The organism is Enterococcus bulliens (genome assembly GCF_053761865.1).
Window position 1 is genome coordinate 49,780 of sequence record NZ_JBSMXK010000011.1, and the last position, 17,170, is coordinate 66,949.

Below are 17,170 nucleotides of genomic sequence, written 5' to 3' on the forward strand. Positions count from 1 at the left end.
AATAGCGAAACCGGTTGCACTATATATGGAGGGGGATTTATATGAAAAAGATCTTTAGTTTTGAATTTTGGCAAAAATTTGGAAAAGCATTGATGGTCGTGGTAGCGGTTATGCCAGCTGCTGGATTGATGATCAGTATCGGCAAGTCGATTCCACTGATTGATCCAAACTTAGCACCACTGGTGACCACTGGCGGTGTGATTGAAAATATTGGTTGGGCAATTATTGGAAATTTAAGTTTATTATTTGCATTAGCAATTGGAGGAAGTTGGGCAAAAGAAAAAGCCGGAGGAGCTTTTGCGGCTGGCTTGGCATTTGTTTTGATCAACCGTATCACAGGATCGATCTTTGGGGTAACGAATGATATGTTGTCAAATGAGGACGCCTTCACCCATACCTTATTTGGGACTAAAATTATGGTCAAGGGGTTCTTTACTAGTGTTTTAGAAGCGCCAGCTTTGAATATGGGAGTATTTGTCGGAATTATTGCAGGATTTGTTGGCGCTATGGCATTTAATAAGTATTATAATTATCGTAAATTACCGGATGCATTATCTTTTTTCAATGGAAAACGCTTTGTACCTTTTGTGGTGATTGCATGGTCAACAATCGTCGCTTTAGCTTTGGCTGTGATTTGGCCTTACATTCAAGCTGGAATCAATAACTTTGGTTTATGGATCGCCCAATCACAAGATAGTGCACCAATCTTAGCACCTTTCTTATATGGAACGCTTGAGCGTCTGTTATTGCCGTTTGGCTTGCATCATATGCTGACGATTCCAATCAATTATACACAATTAGGCGGAACTTATGAGATCCTATCAGGTGCACAAGCCGGAACACAAGTGTTCGGACAAGATCCACTCTGGCTTGCTTGGGCAACCGATTTAGTGAATTTAAAAGGTGCTGGCGACATGAAACAATATGAATTCGTGTTAACTAACTGGACACCTGCACGTTTTAAAGTCGGTCAAATGATTGGTTCTTCAGGGATTTTGATGGGGATGGCACTTGCGATGTATCGTAATGTCGATTTAGATAAACGAGCAAAATATAAATCAATGTATCTATCTGCAGCTTTGGCAGTATTCTTGACTGGGGTGACGGAACCATTAGAGTTTATGTTTATGTTTGCTGCTGTACCACTTTATGTTGTTTATGCCTTTATTCAAGGAGCAGCGTTTGCAATGGCAGATATCTTACCGTTACGTGTACATTCATTTGGGAACATTGAATTGTTGACACGGACACCGTTAGCGATCAAAGCGGGCATTGGTGGTGATTTGATCAACTTTGTCATTTGTGTGATCGGTTTTGGAATCTTTACCTATTTCTTAGCAAATTTCTTAATCAAAAAATTCAACTTTGCGACACCAGGGCGCAATGGGAACTACGATACAGATGAGGGACAAACACAGGCAACTGTAGCAGACGGAGAGTTAGATCCACAAGTGGTACAAATCATTCATTTATTAGGTGGGAAAGAAAATATCAAAGACGTAGATGCTTGTATGACACGCCTACGTGTGAGTGTAAAAGATCGCGATAAAGTTGGAGATGAAGAAGCTTGGAAAAAAGCTGGCGCGATGGGACTGATCGTAAAAGATACCGGCGTACAGGCGGTTTATGGACCAAAAGCAGATGTGTTAAAATCAGATATTGAAGATCTTTTAGCTTCAGGAGTTGAAATTCCTAAAGTAAGCAGTGAGCATATGGAAACACCACAAACAAAAACTAGCTTTTTAGGCCAAACAGTAGAACTATTTTCAGTTGCTTCAGGGCAAGTGATCCCATTAGAACAAGTTCATGATCCAGTATTCTCTAAAAAAATGATGGGAGAAGGTTTTGCTGTAAATCCTGAAGAAGATCAAGTCGTAGCGCCATTAGCTGGTGAAGTTGTTAGTATTTTTCCAAGTAAGCATGCCATTGGACTCCATACTAAAGATGGATTAGATGTGTTGATTCATATGGGCTTAGATACAGTGGAATTAAAACAAGCAGCATTTACGCTATCCGTTAAAGAAGGCGATCAAGTACAACCTGGACAATTACTGGCGACAATGGATCGCAACATGATTCAACAGGAACAAAAAGAAACAACAGTCGTAGTGGTTATCACAAATAGTGAAAAAGTCGACACGCTAGAGATTACACCACAACATGTTGATAAATCAGGTGTAGTGATTGGTCACATCACGATTTAAATAAAGCCAAAAGGACGGGAGGATTCGACCGTCTTTTTGCGTAGTAAAGTAAAAAGGAAGTGGAAAATGAAAATCTTAACACTAAATACCCATAGTTGGATAGAAGATAAAGCAGATTTAAAATTTGAACAATTGATCGAACATTTGATGCTAGAAAATTATGATGTGATCGCTTTACAAGAAGTCAATCAAGCGATAGCTTCACCACATATTTCAATTCAGCCAGCGTCATTTATACCAGTAAAGAACCAAGCACCACTACGTCAAAATAATTTTGCTTATTGTATCGTGGAACGGCTTAAACAAGCTGGGTACGCATATTATTTTAGTTGGCAACTTTCGCATATCGGATACGAGATCTTTGAAGAAGGAAATGCAATATTAGCTAAGGCAAGATTTAGTGCAAAAGCATTAACAGTATCAGACAAACATGATATAACCGATTATCGAACTCGTGTCAATTTGGTGGCTACATTTGATTCGGAAAAATTTAGTGTAGCAAGTTGTCATTTCTCGTGGTGGGATACACCAAATACAGGATTTGCTAGTGAGTGGCAAAATTTTTGTCGCCAAACGATTATCGACAAAAAAGAATGGATTGTTTGCGGTGATTTTAATGCTCCAGCTTTTGAAACGGCTTATCAGTTGGTTATGGATACAAATAAGCTAGAAGATAGTTATAAAATCGCAAAAATTCGTGAAGGTGAAGCGACAATCAAGCAAAAAATCGATGGGTGGGAAGACAATACCAAGCCACTACGGATCGATTATATATTTGTACCTAAACAAGTCGAAGTTACACGATATCAACGTGTGTTAGATGGTAGCCATTCACCTATTGTAAGCGACCATTTTGGTGTCCAGATTACAGTGGATCTATAAAAAATAAGAATGTGAAAAAGTGAGTGTGACAGATTTGTGTCACACCCATTAAAAATCGAATACGCGGTATTCCAAAAATAAGCCGCATCATTACCGAAATAGATGAATCTATTATCGATAATGATGTGGCTTATTTCCTAGAGCTGCACACTTTTATCACAGCCGCTTTTTTAGTTTAAAAGGCGGCAGTAATAAAGCTGATCCCGATCATCATAAAATAAAATCCTACTAAGAAAGCCAAAGTCAATGCTGCTGAAAGTGGATTAAATAGCAATAAAAGACCAACGAGAATACCGATAATGCTAATCGCTAGCATGAAGTAATAATACCCGTTGCTCACTTTTTGGAATTTTGGCGCGATCATTAATGCTCCAATCGAATCTAAAATAAACCAAAATGAGAAAACGAAAGGAAGCGCGATGAGGCCTAATGGAATATTAAATAATAAAATAAGTCCAAATAATAAATCGACGATTCCCATAAATATGACCCAGTTTTTCGAAGAACCCGTAAATTCTTCCATTTTTTTACGATAGAACAATTCAAAAAATCCCTTGATCAAAGCGATCATACCAAAGAAAATGACTAAGGCAATTAAATCACCGGCAGGATCACGAAAGGCAAGTAGCGCCATTAAAATAAACAAGACACCTAAAATAAAGTAACTGATTTGAAATTTCCGCATTATAGTTTCCCCCTTTACGTTACGTTCACTATAGCGTGAAATACAAAAAATGAACAGTTTTTGAACAACGAATAATCAATCAAAATTGTAAGGCGAATCATAAAAAATGTTATAGTTAAAGATTTGTTTAAAAAATCACTAATTTTTATTTTTTTCATGAGAAAGGTTGACGTATTGAAAAATCATTGCTATTATCGTGGCGAACAATAGAATAAAGATTTGTTAGGTGAGGCTCCTATACAAACATAGGCTACTGCCCAAAAATGTCGAGAGACGCCAATGGGTAGAACAGGGATTGTCGAGTACAAGGCTTTCCATAAGGTAGCTAAAAGGATGAATGTTCTTTTTACGTTGTATAGTGCCAAAACTCAACGAATAGATCTCATTTTTAGACATGTTTTTTTGTGTCGTAAAAAAGTGCGACCGTTCGCTGAGTCTAGCGAACGGTCTTTTTTGTCGTCAAGCTAAAGTGAACATCAGGACTATTCGGATAACAAATGTGAAAAAATAAACAAATGAGGTGGTTGCATGGGAGACGATCCACAGAGTAAACAGCGAGTAAGAAGGAGTTAGCATAATGGCTTTTCCTTCTTACATCAACAGGAGAAAGAAGGGAAACCAATGGCAAACAAACAAAAAACCAATTATGAATTATTTGCACGTAAAACGATCCAAAATATTTTAGAGTATTTTGATACCTCAAATAAAGGATTAACTGCAGAACAAGCAGAACAAATGCGAGAACGCTACGGTGATAACAAAATCAGTAGTGGGAAAAAAACACCATTTATTTTAGAAGTGATCAAAGCTTATATCACACCATTTACGTTAGTATTGATCAGTTTAGGAATCATTTCATTTTTTACGGAATTCGTTTTGCCTCCAAAGGGCGATAAAGATCTATTTGGTGTGGTTATTATTTTTACGATGGTCATTGTGAGTGGTACGATGACGTTGATTCAATCTGTAAAATCAAGTCAAGCTGCTGAAAAACTTACTTCCATGGTCAAAGTGACCTCACTTGTCAAACGTGATGGCATGTACAATGAGATTCCAATGGAAGAGATTGTGTGCGGTGATCGGGTGAAATTAGCCGCAGGAGATATGATTCCAGCGGATATGCGGATCATTTCTGCAAAAGACTTATTTATTTCGCAATCGGCACTAACAGGGGAGAGCTATCCTGTTGAAAAACGTGCTGAAGAAGTCGGCATGACGCGGGATGCGGAAACCAGTTTTGAAAATCTAGTGTTTATGGGGAGTAATGTCATCAGTGGTAGTGCAGAAGGAATCGTAATTTCTACAGGAAATGATACCTTATTTGGAAATGTTGCTCAGGCTTTATCTGACGCACCGATCCAAACCAATTTTGAAATCGGGATTCACAAAACATCGATTTTGTTGATCAAATTTATGGCCTTGATGGCACCAACTGTTATCGTGATCAATGGCTTGACCAAAGGCGACTGGATGGAAGCTTTCTTATTTGGTCTTTCTGTAGCAGTAGGACTAACACCTGAGATGCTGCCAATGATCGTGACAACTAATTTAGTTAAAGGCGCAACCGCAATGGCCAAAAAAGGAACGATCATCAAAAATTTAAATTCGATTCAAAACTTTGGTGCAATCGATGTCTTATGTACCGATAAAACTGGAACGTTGACTCAAGATAAAATCATTTTAGAATATCACTTGGATTGTGATGGCTATGAAGACCAACGTGTATTGCGTCATGCTTATCTAAATAGTTATTATCAAACTGGATTGAAAAATCTAATGGATGTCGCGATCATCGAATCAGCAAAAGAAGAATTGCAAACAGATCAAATGATGTATGAAAAAATCGACGAAATTCCCTTTGATTTTGAGCGTCGTCGCATGAGCGTCGTCGTGCAAGATCAACACCACAAAACGCAAATGATCACTAAAGGTGCGATCGAAGAAATGCTTGAAATTTCGAGTTTTGTTGATCTTCGAGGTGAAGTCGTAGCACTAACGGAAGCTGTCAAACAAGAAATTTTAGAAAAAGTTCGCGATCTAAATGAGGATGGTTTACGCGTTTTAGGTGTTTCACAAAAAACCAATCCTAGTGTTGTAGGCGAATTTTCAGTAAAAGATGAAAGTGAAATGGTCTTGATTGGCTATTTAGCATTCTTAGATCCACCAAAAGAATCAACCAAACAAGCGCTAGAAGCTTTACATGCACACGGAGTCGATGTCAAAGTATTAACTGGAGATAATGCACTTGTCACCGAATCGGTTTGTAAACAAGTCGGATTAGGTGCAGAACGTCTAGTCAGCGGAGAACAAATCGCGCAAATGGATGATGAGACCCTTCAAGGTGTGATCGAACGCCATAATGTTTTTGTGAAATTAAATCCACAACAAAAAAGCCGGATCACGAAATTATTACGTGAAAATGGGCATACAGTCGGCTTTTTAGGTGATGGGATCAATGATGCGCCAGCCATGAAAGTCGCCGACGTCGGGATTTCGGTTGATACAGCGGTCGATATCGCAAAAGAATCTGCCGATGTCATCTTATTAGAAAAAGATTTAACCGTACTAGAACGCGGAATCGTAACAGGGCGTGAAACATTTGGCAATATTATGAAGTATATCAAAGCAACGGCAAGTTCAAACTTTGGGAATATGTTTTCTGTGATTGTCGCAAGTACCTTCTTGCCATTCTTACCAATGTTGCCGCTACAAATTTTATTCTTGAATTTGATTTATGATATTTCTTGTGTATCCATTCCATGGGATAAAATGGATCGTGACTATCTAGAAGAACCCAAAAAATGGGAAGCTTCTAGTATTGGGAAATTTATGGTCTGGTTTGGTCCAACAAGCTCGGTGTTTGATATTACGACATATTTATTGATGTATTTCTTGATCTGTCCAGCAGTGGCTGGTGGTTCGTACCATACATTAGATGCACAACAAAAAATCATCTTCATCGCCGTCTTCCACGCAGGTTGGTTTGTAGAGTCACTATGGTCACAAACATTAGTCTTACATGCGCTACGAACACCTAAATTGCCATTTATCCAAAGTCATGGTTCATTTATTATGACGTCGATTACGTCATTAGGTATCGCGGTCGGAACCGTATTGCCATTTACGGCTTTTGGGGAAGATTTAGGATTGATGGAATTACCAGGAATGTACTGGTTATGGTTAGCGCTAACCATTATCGCTTACCTCATGTTAGTAACAGTTGTGAAAAAATTGTATATCTCACGTTATCGAGAATTGCTTTAAATCAATCGCTGAAACACATTAATTGGCTTATGAGCCAATTAATGTGTTTCTTTTTGTGAAATCGGTACAATAGAAAAGAAAGTAGGAGGGGAAAGAATGTTAGAATCGTTAAATGATACATTTCAGCTATTTGGGGCGACAGTGATTGTGCCAATTATGATTTTTCTGATCAGCATGTGTTTACGCGTTCCGGTAAAAAAAGCAGTCGAAGGCAGCATCTATGCAGGTGTAGGACTAACTGGATTTGGTTGGATTATTTCAGCCTTTACACCAATCATCACACCAATCGTTAAACAAATGGTCGAAACGACCGGGATTGATCGATCGGTTGTCGATATTGGTTGGCAAACTGGTTCATTAACAGCATTTTCGACCTCGATCGGGTTATCCTTTTTCATTTTCGGATTGGTGATCGAGCTGATTTTATTTTTAGTAGGAGTGACCCGTGTCTTTGTACCGTCAAATCTATGGAACAATTTTGGCTATATGATTTGGGGAGCCGTGGCGTATCAGGTCACGCATAATTTTTGGCTATCTTTTGGTCTCATGATCTTTTTATTATTATATACGCTGTTATTATCCGAAGTGATTGCCGATCGTTGGTCCGAATATTACGGGATCAAAAATGCAACGATCAATTCGATCCACAACATTGAATCGGCTATACCCGCTTTATTATTTGATCCTTTATGGAATAAACTCGGTCTAAATAATGTTTCGTTTAATCTGATTTTTTTAAAAGAAAAACTAGGTTTGTTCGGTCGACCAACGACTCTAGGGGCGATTTTAGGATTATTGATCGGAATCTTAGGGAATTTGACTCGCTTGCTGACACTCGAAGCATGGGGACAGATTCTCACTTTTACGGTGTCGTTGGCTGCTGTCATGACGATTTTTCCATTAGTGACAGAAGTATTTTCCAAGGCGTTTGTTCCTATTGCACAAGCCGTTGAAAAAAATCGTGAACAAAAAAATAGCTCGGCTAAAAAACGTTGGTTCTTAGCAGTCGATGACGGGGTAGGGTATGGTGAACCTGCTACGATCTTATCTGGGATTTTATTAATTCCTATTTTAGTTGTGTTGGCGCTGATCCTACCTGGAAATAAAACCTTGCCAGTAGTGGACTTGATTTCGATTCCGTTCATGATTGAATCGATGGTCGCTTTATCTAAAGGAAATATGGTTAAAATTTTATTAAACAGTGTGATCTGGCTAGGGTTGGGCTTATATGCTAGTAGCTATATGGCGCCATTTTACACCGAAACCGTCATGGCCTATGGCAGTGCTCTGCCAGCGGGCGTTGTATTGATCACAAGTTTTAACTTATTTGCGCGTCCATTGACCACAGTATTGTTTGCCTTGTGGATCACTGGGAATCCTTGGATTATCGGTACCATGATTGGTGTGTATCTTGTCTTATTGTATTTCTTACGTACAAGACGAGAAGCAATCTATGCTTATTTAAAACGCAACGCAGAAAAAAATCGTATGGCATAAAGATGTCCTAAAAAAGACAGCGTAAAAGCGTATCTTTTTCAGGACGTTTTTTAGGTATAAAGTGCTTTACGGATCGATTGGTACACATTTTGAGCATCTTCGACTTCTAAAACCACCGCTTGGTACTCGTCATTTTCTAATGTGAGGACGATGCCTTGTGCTCCTTGGTGCATATTCACAAAGAGTTTCCCTTCATGTGTCAGAAAAGTTCCTTCTGCCACTTTACCGGGTAGAGCAGTTCCGATTTTAAAGCTAAACCAATTTAAATAATCATTCGTTCTTAATTCAGGGACGTATTCAACGCTAGTAATCGAATCTAAAGGGATCGTTAAACTACTTTTTAGGGCAAGTAGTTTATTTAGACCGACTAAGAGAACCACTACATTCTCATTCTCAATCGTGACTTCCGTCATTGTAATCGCCTCCAAAATTTCTATTTTTTCTAGTGTATCATATACGACTGAGAAAGGCTTTCAATTAAGTAATCTAAATAGACAAAACGCGTGGCTTTCATGATAATAAAAAAGATGAAAAATAAAGGAGAGCCTATGAATAGTTTAGAATTAACCCAAGTTACATATCAAGATCAAGAACAACTGATTGTAGCCCCGCTTGATCTAGTTGTGCCCCAAGGAGCATTTTTGACCTTAGTGGGTCCTTCCGGTAGTGGGAAAAGTACCGTATTAAAATTGATCGCCTCATTATTGACACCTTCAAAAGGTGAGATTGTATTTGAATCAAAGCCGCAAAGTGCGTATGACTATACCACGTATCGCCAAGCGGTTTCGTATTGTTTCCAACAGCCGACCCTTTTTGGAAAAACCGTGCGCGATAATTTAGAATTTCCTTATATCGTACGTGATCAAAAACCAGAAGAGCAACAAATGATTCAAGCATTGGCAAAAGTTGATCTAGCCCCTAGCTATTTGGACAAAAAAATTACGCAATTATCGGGTGGCGAACGTCAGCGTGTCGCGTTGATTCGCAACGTATTGTTTCCACCTAAAGTGTTATTATTAGATGAAGTAACAGTTGGTCTAGATGAAGAGAGCAAAAAAATCGTGCAGCAATTGATCCGAGAGTTATCAGAGCAAAATATCACGATCATCCAAGTGACGCATGATCAAAGTGAGATCGAAGCGGCTAAACAAATCATTGAATTAAAAGGAGGAAAACTGGTATGACATCTCAAATCGATGTGAGCACAGGCTCGTTGATTTTCTCGTTTGCTTTAGTGTTGATTGCGGTTTTCATTAGTATGCGAGAAAAACTCGATCTATCAAAAGATATTTTCATCAGTATTTTACGTGCAGTAATCCAATTGGTGATTGTCGGGTATGTATTGAAATACATTTTTCAAGTCAATCAAGTTTGGTTGACGATTGCAATGAGTCTATTTATTGTTGCCAATGCTTCATATAATGCTCATAAGCGCAATCCAAGCCAAACGAAAACCTATTGGCACTCTTTTGCTGCAATTTTTATTAGCACTTACATTACGTTGGGGATTTTATTACTGGCAGGTGCGGTATCATTTATTCCCTCACAAATCGTACCAATCACGGGAATGATCGCTAGTAATTCAATGATTGCGATCGGCCTATGCTATCGTCAGTTGGCTTCTCAATATGAAGATCAACGCCAACAAGTTCTAGAAAAATTAGCATTGGGAGCGTCGATTAAATTAGCTTCACAACCCATTTTACGACAAAGTATCAAAACGGCGATGCAACCGACGATCGATTCAGCGAAAACGGTGGGACTTGTGAGTCTGCCTGGAATGATGTCGGGGTTGATTTTTGCTGGGCTTGATCCAGTCCATGCCATCAAGTATCAAATCATGGTGATGTTTATGTTGCTATCGACAACAAGTTTAGGCTCGATCATTGCGGGGTATTATGCATATAAAACGTATTTTACGAAAGACTATCAGCTAAAATAGTAGGAATTCCATTGCTTTTTTTAGACTGAAATTATAAGATAGAAAAGAATTCATAAAAATAAACGCAGTGACAAAGGAGAAGCGACATGTCAAAAGGATTTTCAGTGAAAACAATCGTGGCAATTGGGATTGGTGCGGCAGTATATGTGATTTTAGGCCGTTTTGTAACGATTCCAACAGGTATTCCAAATACGAACATTCAAACAACGTATCCTTTCCTAGCTTTAATGGCAGTTTTGTTTGGTCCCGTTGCTGGAGGATTGATCGGTTTGATTGGTCATGCATTGACTGATTTTACAACCTATGGTGCTCCTTGGTGGAGTTGGGTCGTTTGTTCCGGTATTTTAGGTGTAGTATTCGGTCTAGCTGGCCGTAAATTGGATTTAGCACACGGTGTCTTTGAGAAAAAAGGGATCATTTCATTTAATATTGCACAAATTTTAGGAAATCTAGTGGTTTGGATCATCATCGCGCCAACTTTAGATATCTGGATCTACAGTGAACCTGCTAGTAAAGTGTATACACAAGGGGTAATTTCAGCATTAGTCAACGCGCTATCTGTTGCCATCATTGGTACGATTTTAATGAAAGCTTATGCTACAACGCAAACAAAACAAGGTAGTCTAAAAAAAGATTGATCTTGAGAAGCTGAGAACTCAGAACGAGTAACTGAGTTTTCGGCTCTTTTTTAGGTAAAGGAGAACAGATGAAAAAGCCTATTATTGAATTTAAACAGTTTACATTTCAATATTTTACGCAAGCAGAACCAACGCTACAAGATATCAATGTTACGATATACGAAGGCGAAAAAGTTTTGGTAATTGGACCTTCTGGTAGTGGGAAATCCACTTTTGCTCATTGTATTAATGGTTTGATTCCCAATCAATATGAAGGTGAAGCAAAAGGAGAATTATGGATCAACAATCGCCAAGTCTTTCAAGATTCGTTATTTGATCGTTCTTTTGAAACATCGACAGTGCTACAAGATACTGACGGTCAATTTATTGGTCTGACAGTGGCAGAAGATATCGCCTTTGCATTGGAAAATGACGAAAAACCCGTGAACTATATGAAGGAACAAGTACAAAAATGGGCAGAAATCGTTGATGTCGATCACTATTTAGCACATCGGCCACAAGACCTTTCTGGTGGACAAAAACAACGGGTCTCAATGGCAGGAGTATTGATCAACGAAGCACCGATCTTGGTTTTCGATGAACCGCTTGCTAACTTAGATCCACAGGCTGGGCAAGAAGCGATTGCTTTGATCGACCAAATACATAAAGAAAATAAAACGACTATTTTGATTATCGAGCATCGATTAGAAGAAGTATTGACTCATGAAGTCGATCGTATCTTACTTTTTCATGAAGGTGCGATCGTAGCAGATGTAACACCAAATGAACTGCTCGCATCGGCAACTTTAAGTGCATATGGTATTCGTGAACCTTTATATATCAGTGCGTTAAAATACGCGGGGGTTGATTTGACCACCTTGGACCAGTTGACACCTTTATCCAAAGTTTCTCATCATTTAATTCATGAAAAATTGACGCAGTGGCAAAAGCAGTTAGATGAACAAATACAATCACAAGACACAAAGCCTCTATTAACCTTACAGGAGTTTAGCGCAGGGTATCTCAAAAATCAGCCTACTGTGAAACAAATCAGTCTGACGGTCAATCGTAAAGAACGTATCAGCATCGTTGGAAAAAACGGAGCCGGAAAATCAACGCTGATCAAAGCCATCTGTGGCTTTTTGCCAAATCAAGGAGAGATCATGCTAAACGGTCGTTCGATCAAACAAGCATCGATTAAAGAACGTGCAGACCACATCGGTTACGTGATGCAAAATCCTAATCAGATGATTTCACAAAAAATGATCGTAGATGAAATTTCCCTAGGATTAGTGTTACGTGGTGTTGAAGAAAATGTAATCAAAGAAAAAGTCGACCGAGTATTAAAAATCTGTGGACTGTATGCATTTCGTAATTGGCCGATTTCTGCACTTAGTTATGGGCAAAAAAAACGAGTGACTATCGCTTCGATTTTAGTACTAGAACCAGAAATTATCTTATTGGATGAGCCAACAGCTGGACAGGATTTTTATCACTATACAGAAATGATGCAGTTTATTGATCAATTATCCGAACAAGGCAACACGATTATTATGGTAACGCACGATATGCATTTGATGTTAGAATACACAGATCGGGTATTGGTGATCGATCAAGGGCAGTTGTTAGCGGATACGACGCCAGTCGATGTGTTGACAGACAAGCTGTTGATCAAACAAGCATCGTTGGCTGAAACCAGTTTATTTACACTAGCCAAACAGTTTGAATTAAATGATCCAATCGCTTTCACGCATCAGTTCATTACACATGATCGGAAGGTACGTAAAAAATGAATCAACAAACATTAGGGTATCACCCGGGCGAAACAGTCATCCATAATGTGAATGCAACAGCTAAATTAGTTTTTTTATTAGTAACAACGATTGCCTGTATGACAACGTATGACACGCGCTTTTTATTAGTTATTAGTTTGTTTTCACTAGGCCTATTTAAATTCTCGAGTATCAAATGGCAACAAGTATCATTTGTAGTCAAATTTATCGCATTCTTTTCTGTTTTAAATTTAGTCGCAGTATATGTGTTCCAACCAATGTATGGAGTGCAGTTATACGGAAGCGAACATATTTTGCTAAATGGTTTCGGTCGCTTCAATTTGACACAAGAAGAAGTCTTTTATTTATTTAATTTATTGTTAAAATATTTTTGTACGATTCCACTTACATTGATTTTTTTATTGACAACAAATCCAAGTTCATTTGCAGCTAGCTTAAATCAAATTGGCATCAGCTATAAAGTCAGTTATGCTGTTTCTTTAGCTTTACGCTATATTCCAGATATCCAAGAAGACTTTATGAATATCTCGCAAGCTCAACAAGCCCGTGGGTATGAAATGTCTAGAAAAGGAAGATTATCCCAGCGGATCAAAGGAACAGCACGTATCGTATTGCCGTTGATTTTTTCAAGTTTAGAGCGTATCGAAGTCATTAGTACAGCAATGGAGCTCAGACGGTTTGGTCAGAAGAAAAAACGAACATGGTACGTTTCACAACCATTTAAAGCAATCGATTATATCGTGATTTTAGTTGCATTAATGATTCTTGCAAGTAGTATTGGCTTATTTATGGTAAATCATGGTCGTTTTTATAATCCGTTTTGATGAGAGGATCCGTTCAAATATCAGGTGAAGTGGAGCGTAATGAAGATGAAACAAAAAACAAGCAGACCGGTTAGTATGTTCAAAAAAGCAGCACAACACTTGTCGCTAGGGTTAGCAGGGGTAGTTGCAATTTTTGGTGTTCGTCAAGACGAGCAAGTGATGGCATTAGAACATGAAAGTAAATACACCGGGAAGCAAAATGAAATCAAAATGGATACGCAAAAGCTATATATGTATCAAAAACAAACGAAGATTCCTGCAGTAACAGAACTCGCACAGAAAAAAACGCGGATCGTAGCTTCAGCACCTATTTCTTCAAATAATATAAAGCAAGAATCAACTGATGTCGGATCTCTTCAAAACAGTCAATCGACCAGTGACAGTCAAAGTGCGGTTCAATCGACGAGTTTGAAGACGATGGAGAGTACAAGTCAAAAAGCAAGCGAGTCTACCAGTACACATTCAGCAAACGATCTATCTCAAAAAAATAGTCAATTAAAAGTCAGTGAATCTCAAAGTCAAAAAATGAGTGAAACAAGCTCTTCCTCACTTTTGTTAGCAGAAGAAAAACAAAGTGAATCGACAACTACTAGTGAATCTACAGCTGCCAGTAAATCAAGCAGTGAAAGCAACTATTCACCTTTTGTGATGAGTGTGATGAACTCGCAGTCGCTTAGTTTATCGGTTAGCGAATCTTTAATGCATCTTAATAGCACGAGTCAAGAGACGAGTGAACTGGTGAGTGACTTTTTACAAGACGATTTTGATCTTGATTTTTGGCTAAGCTAAAGTTAGGGGAACCTTAACTTTAGCTTTTTTATTTTTTAAGGAAAGTTTTAGTTATTCGTGAATTTTCGAACTTTTGTTGAAAAATAAAATATTTCTCGCTAAGATAAGGAAGAATAGAAAATGAAAACTAAATAAAACTTGTTAGGTGAGGCTCCTATACAAACATAAGCTATTGTTCAGAAACGTCGAAAGACGCCAATGGATGAAGCAGAAATTGTCGAATTAAGGCTTTTTCAAAATAGCTAAGGATATTTCCTTTACGTTGTATAGTGCTAAAACTCGGACGAAGAGATTAGATGAAGTCGTAGTCAGCTCCTTGTTCGGTGGGGGACTGACTTTTTTTATTGCGTTGAAGCATAAGGAGGTAGACATGTGCGACGTGTAAAACAACTAGATTGGGTTTTATTCGTACCTTATTTAGTATTATCGATTATCGGGTTATTGGAAATTTATAGTGCTAGTTCTTATCGCTTATTGGTAAATCATCAAGCGGCAACGAGTCTATTGATCAAACAATTCATATTTATGTTATTAAGTTGGTTTGTGATTGGGGTAACATATTCATTGAAATTACATTATTTTTTACAGTATCGCATCGCAAAAATTGGGATCCTCGTGTCATTAGTAACGTTGATCATGGTCAAAGTCGGTCTATTTGCGATAACCGTCAACGGGGCACAACGCTGGTTGTCGATTTTTGGCTTTCAGTTTCAACCAGCTGAGCTAGCAAACTTAGCTTTGATTTTATACTTAGCTTACGTCTTTCGTTCGGCTACCTCAATTCCTAAAAAATTACTTCAAACAGTACTGCTCGTCATTACCATGGCTATCCTTGTTTTATTTCAGCCAAAGATTGCTGGAGCATTTATGATTTTGTTTATTGCTGGGATGATGTTTTGGGCGGCTTTACTGCCTTTCAAAAAAGGGGCGATGATCGCAGGTGGAGCGACTTTAGGTCTGGTCCTAGTAGCAGGTGGCGTTTTATTTTTAGGAAGTCATGATCTATTACCTGGGATTTTTGCGCATGCATATGAACGGATTGCATTGGTTAAAAATCCTTTCTTAGATGAACATGGTTCGGGGTATCAAATGGCTAATTCTTATTATGCACTTTATAACGGAGGAATATTTGGACGTGGGATTGGTAACAGTATCACCAAAAAAGGATATTTACCAGAATCTGAAACAGACTTTATTTTTTCGATTTTAACAGAAGAGCTAGGGTTAATCGTAGCGCTAGGTGTGATCTTATTATTATTTGGTTTATGCTTACGATTGTTTCAACTGGCAACCAAAACGGCTAATCAACAAGCAGCGCTTATTTTATTAGGAATCGGCCTGCTGATTTTTTCGCAAACCTGTATCAATTTAGCAAGTATCTTAGGGTTTATTCCCATGACGGGTGTGCCATTACCTTTTATTAGCTATGGTGGAACGAGTTATTTGATCTTATCTTTTGCGATTGGATTAGCTTTAAATATTTCAGCGAATCAAAAGCGAGGTGGTTTAGATGCGTAGCGCTCGTCGCAATGTTGAAAAAATAAACTATGCATTGTTTTTACCGATTTTTTTATTGCTGCTGATCAGTGTTTGGGTTCAATATCAAGCAGCTGTATTAGATGGAAATCCAGTGAAATCGATTGTCATTAAGCAACTTATTTTTGCGATCGGAATGTTATGTATTTTATTTGCTTCAAGTTTGATTCCATTTCGCTTGTTTATCAAGTATGCATATTGGTTGTATGGCTTATCGTTAGTTCCGATGATGTTATTGCAGTTTTTTTATGATCCTACGATGTATCAATTGACGGGAACGAAACGTTGGTTACATTTAGGACCGATTACATGGCAACCTTCAGAGTTGGTGAAGATCACGTTTGTATTGGCTGTAGTATTACTGACGATCACCTTAAGGCAAGAGAAAGTCCGCTACACGTTAAAAGAAGATTTAATTTATATGGCTAAAATTTTATTGCTCGCTTTACCAACATTTTTACTGATGTTTTTACAAAGAGATTTTGGTACGAGTATCGTATTTATTTGGGCATTGATGGCCATTTTTGTCATCGCAGGTGTTGATTGGCGGATTTTACTAACTGGCTTTTTAGGTGTCGCACTAGCAGCGAGTGCATTATTGTTGTTCGTATTTACAAAATGGGGACAAGAAATCTTATATACGCTACATTTTAAAGAATATCAATTAGATCGAGTTCGTGCGTGGATCGATCCCTTTGCTTACAAAGATACGATTGCTTATCAACAGGTTCGTAGTATGTTGGCGACAAGTTCAGGCGGAGTCTTTGGTCAAAGTCTAGATGCTCAGTCGATCTATGTGCCAGTTAGAGAATCGGATATGGTCTTTACAGTCGTAGCAGAACGTTTTGGATATTTAGGTAGTTGTGTGGTCTTGTTTACGTATTTTTACTTGTTCTATCAAATGATTATGACAGGATTAAAAACTAATCAACGCGCCAGTTTGTATTATTGTGTAGGATTTATCTTTATTTTATTGTTCCAAGTATTTGAAAATATCGGTGCCGCTATTGGGATTTTGCCATTAACTGGGATCCCATTACCATTTTTAAGTCAAGGCGGGACTTCTTTGCTGACAATCGGGTTAGGGTTAGGGATAATTTTGGGGATGAAACCAAAACAGAATAACTGATCATAGAG

Annotated in this window: 13 protein-coding genes, 1 pseudogene and 2 riboswitches; of the genes and pseudogenes, 12 read left to right on the forward strand and 2 right to left on the reverse strand. The window is 38.2% G+C overall.

Annotation, left to right across the window (positions count from 1 at the left end; translation table 11 throughout):
* The first annotated feature begins 41 nt into the window (after positions 1–41).
* Both ACWOEC_RS07130 and ACWOEC_RS07135 read left to right on the forward strand, forming a co-directional pair.
* Positions 42–2,204, forward strand: a complete 2,163-nt coding sequence (locus ACWOEC_RS07130; RefSeq protein WP_455306986.1) for a PTS transporter subunit IIBC — start codon at positions 42–44, stop codon at positions 2,202–2,204.
* A 66-nt stretch (positions 2,205–2,270) separates the two neighbouring features.
* Positions 2,271–3,086: an endonuclease/exonuclease/phosphatase family protein gene (locus ACWOEC_RS07135; protein WP_455306988.1), complete on the forward strand. Its 816-nt coding sequence runs from the start codon at positions 2,271–2,273 to the stop codon at positions 3,084–3,086.
* Positions 3,087–3,261: 175 nt separating this feature from the next.
* On the opposite strand, the gene ACWOEC_RS07140 is transcribed toward ACWOEC_RS07135, so the two are convergent.
* A complete protein-coding gene (locus ACWOEC_RS07140) occupies positions 3,262–3,771 on the reverse strand; it encodes an HdeD family acid-resistance protein (protein ID WP_455306990.1) in 510 nt (169 codons plus the stop codon).
* 211 nt (positions 3,772–3,982) lie between these two features.
* Positions 3,983–4,158: riboswitch (M-box (ykoK) riboswitch) on the forward strand.
* 228 nt (positions 4,159–4,386) lie between these two features.
* On the opposite strand from ACWOEC_RS07140, the pseudogene mgtA reads away from it, so the two are divergent.
* Both mgtA and ACWOEC_RS07150 read left to right on the forward strand, forming a co-directional pair.
* Positions 4,387–7,035, forward strand: a pseudogene (mgtA, locus tag ACWOEC_RS07145) (magnesium-translocating P-type ATPase); the annotation flags it as partial.
* A 96-nt stretch (positions 7,036–7,131) separates the two neighbouring features.
* A complete protein-coding gene (locus ACWOEC_RS07150) occupies positions 7,132–8,532 on the forward strand; it encodes a PTS transporter subunit IIC (RefSeq protein ID WP_455306992.1) in 1,401 nt (466 codons plus the stop codon).
* A gap of 50 nt (positions 8,533–8,582) precedes the next feature.
* Here ACWOEC_RS07150 and ACWOEC_RS07155 read toward each other — a convergent pair whose 3' ends face one another.
* Positions 8,583–8,945: a hypothetical protein gene (locus ACWOEC_RS07155; protein WP_455306994.1), complete on the reverse strand. Its 363-nt coding sequence runs from the start codon at positions 8,943–8,945 to the stop codon at positions 8,583–8,585.
* Between the two features lie 135 nt (positions 8,946–9,080).
* Between ACWOEC_RS07155 and ACWOEC_RS07160 the strand changes: the two genes are divergently transcribed.
* The 8 genes from ACWOEC_RS07160 to ACWOEC_RS07195 all read left to right on the forward strand — a co-directional run bounded on the left by ACWOEC_RS07160 (position 9,081) and on the right by ACWOEC_RS07195 (position 17,162).
* On the forward strand, positions 9,081–9,716 hold the full coding sequence (locus ACWOEC_RS07160; protein ID WP_455306996.1) for an ABC transporter ATP-binding protein: 636 nt from the start codon (positions 9,081–9,083) through the stop codon (positions 9,714–9,716).
* Positions 9,713–10,474, forward strand: a complete 762-nt coding sequence (locus ACWOEC_RS07165) for an ABC transporter permease (protein WP_455306998.1) — start codon at positions 9,713–9,715, stop codon at positions 10,472–10,474. The genes ACWOEC_RS07160 and ACWOEC_RS07165 overlap by 4 nt, the downstream gene beginning before the upstream one ends.
* A gap of 86 nt (positions 10,475–10,560) precedes the next feature.
* Positions 10,561–11,112 (forward strand): ECF-type riboflavin transporter substrate-binding protein, encoded by a 552-nt coding sequence (locus ACWOEC_RS07170; protein WP_455307000.1) that lies wholly within the window; start codon positions 10,561–10,563, stop codon positions 11,110–11,112.
* A 68-nt stretch (positions 11,113–11,180) separates the two neighbouring features.
* Complete coding sequence (locus ACWOEC_RS07175) at positions 11,181–12,884, forward strand: ABC transporter ATP-binding protein (protein WP_455307002.1); 1,704 nt, start codon at positions 11,181–11,183, stop codon at positions 12,882–12,884.
* Positions 12,881–13,708: an energy-coupling factor transporter transmembrane component T family protein gene (locus tag ACWOEC_RS07180; RefSeq protein WP_455307004.1), complete on the forward strand. Its 828-nt coding sequence runs from the start codon at positions 12,881–12,883 to the stop codon at positions 13,706–13,708. The genes ACWOEC_RS07175 and ACWOEC_RS07180 overlap by 4 nt, the downstream gene beginning before the upstream one ends.
* Before the next feature lie 45 nt (positions 13,709–13,753).
* Positions 13,754–14,497: a hypothetical protein gene (locus ACWOEC_RS07185; RefSeq protein WP_455307006.1), complete on the forward strand. Its 744-nt coding sequence runs from the start codon at positions 13,754–13,756 to the stop codon at positions 14,495–14,497.
* Positions 14,498–14,627: 130 nt separating this feature from the next.
* Positions 14,628–14,795: riboswitch (M-box (ykoK) riboswitch) on the forward strand.
* 74 nt (positions 14,796–14,869) lie between these two features.
* Complete coding sequence (locus ACWOEC_RS07190) at positions 14,870–16,015, forward strand: FtsW/RodA/SpoVE family cell cycle protein (protein WP_455307008.1); 1,146 nt, start codon at positions 14,870–14,872, stop codon at positions 16,013–16,015.
* On the forward strand, positions 16,008–17,162 hold the full coding sequence (locus tag ACWOEC_RS07195) for an FtsW/RodA/SpoVE family cell cycle protein (RefSeq protein WP_455307010.1): 1,155 nt from the start codon (positions 16,008–16,010) through the stop codon (positions 17,160–17,162). Before ACWOEC_RS07190 ends, ACWOEC_RS07195 begins: the two co-directional genes overlap by 8 nt.
* The last annotated feature ends 8 nt before the right edge of the window (positions 17,163–17,170 follow it).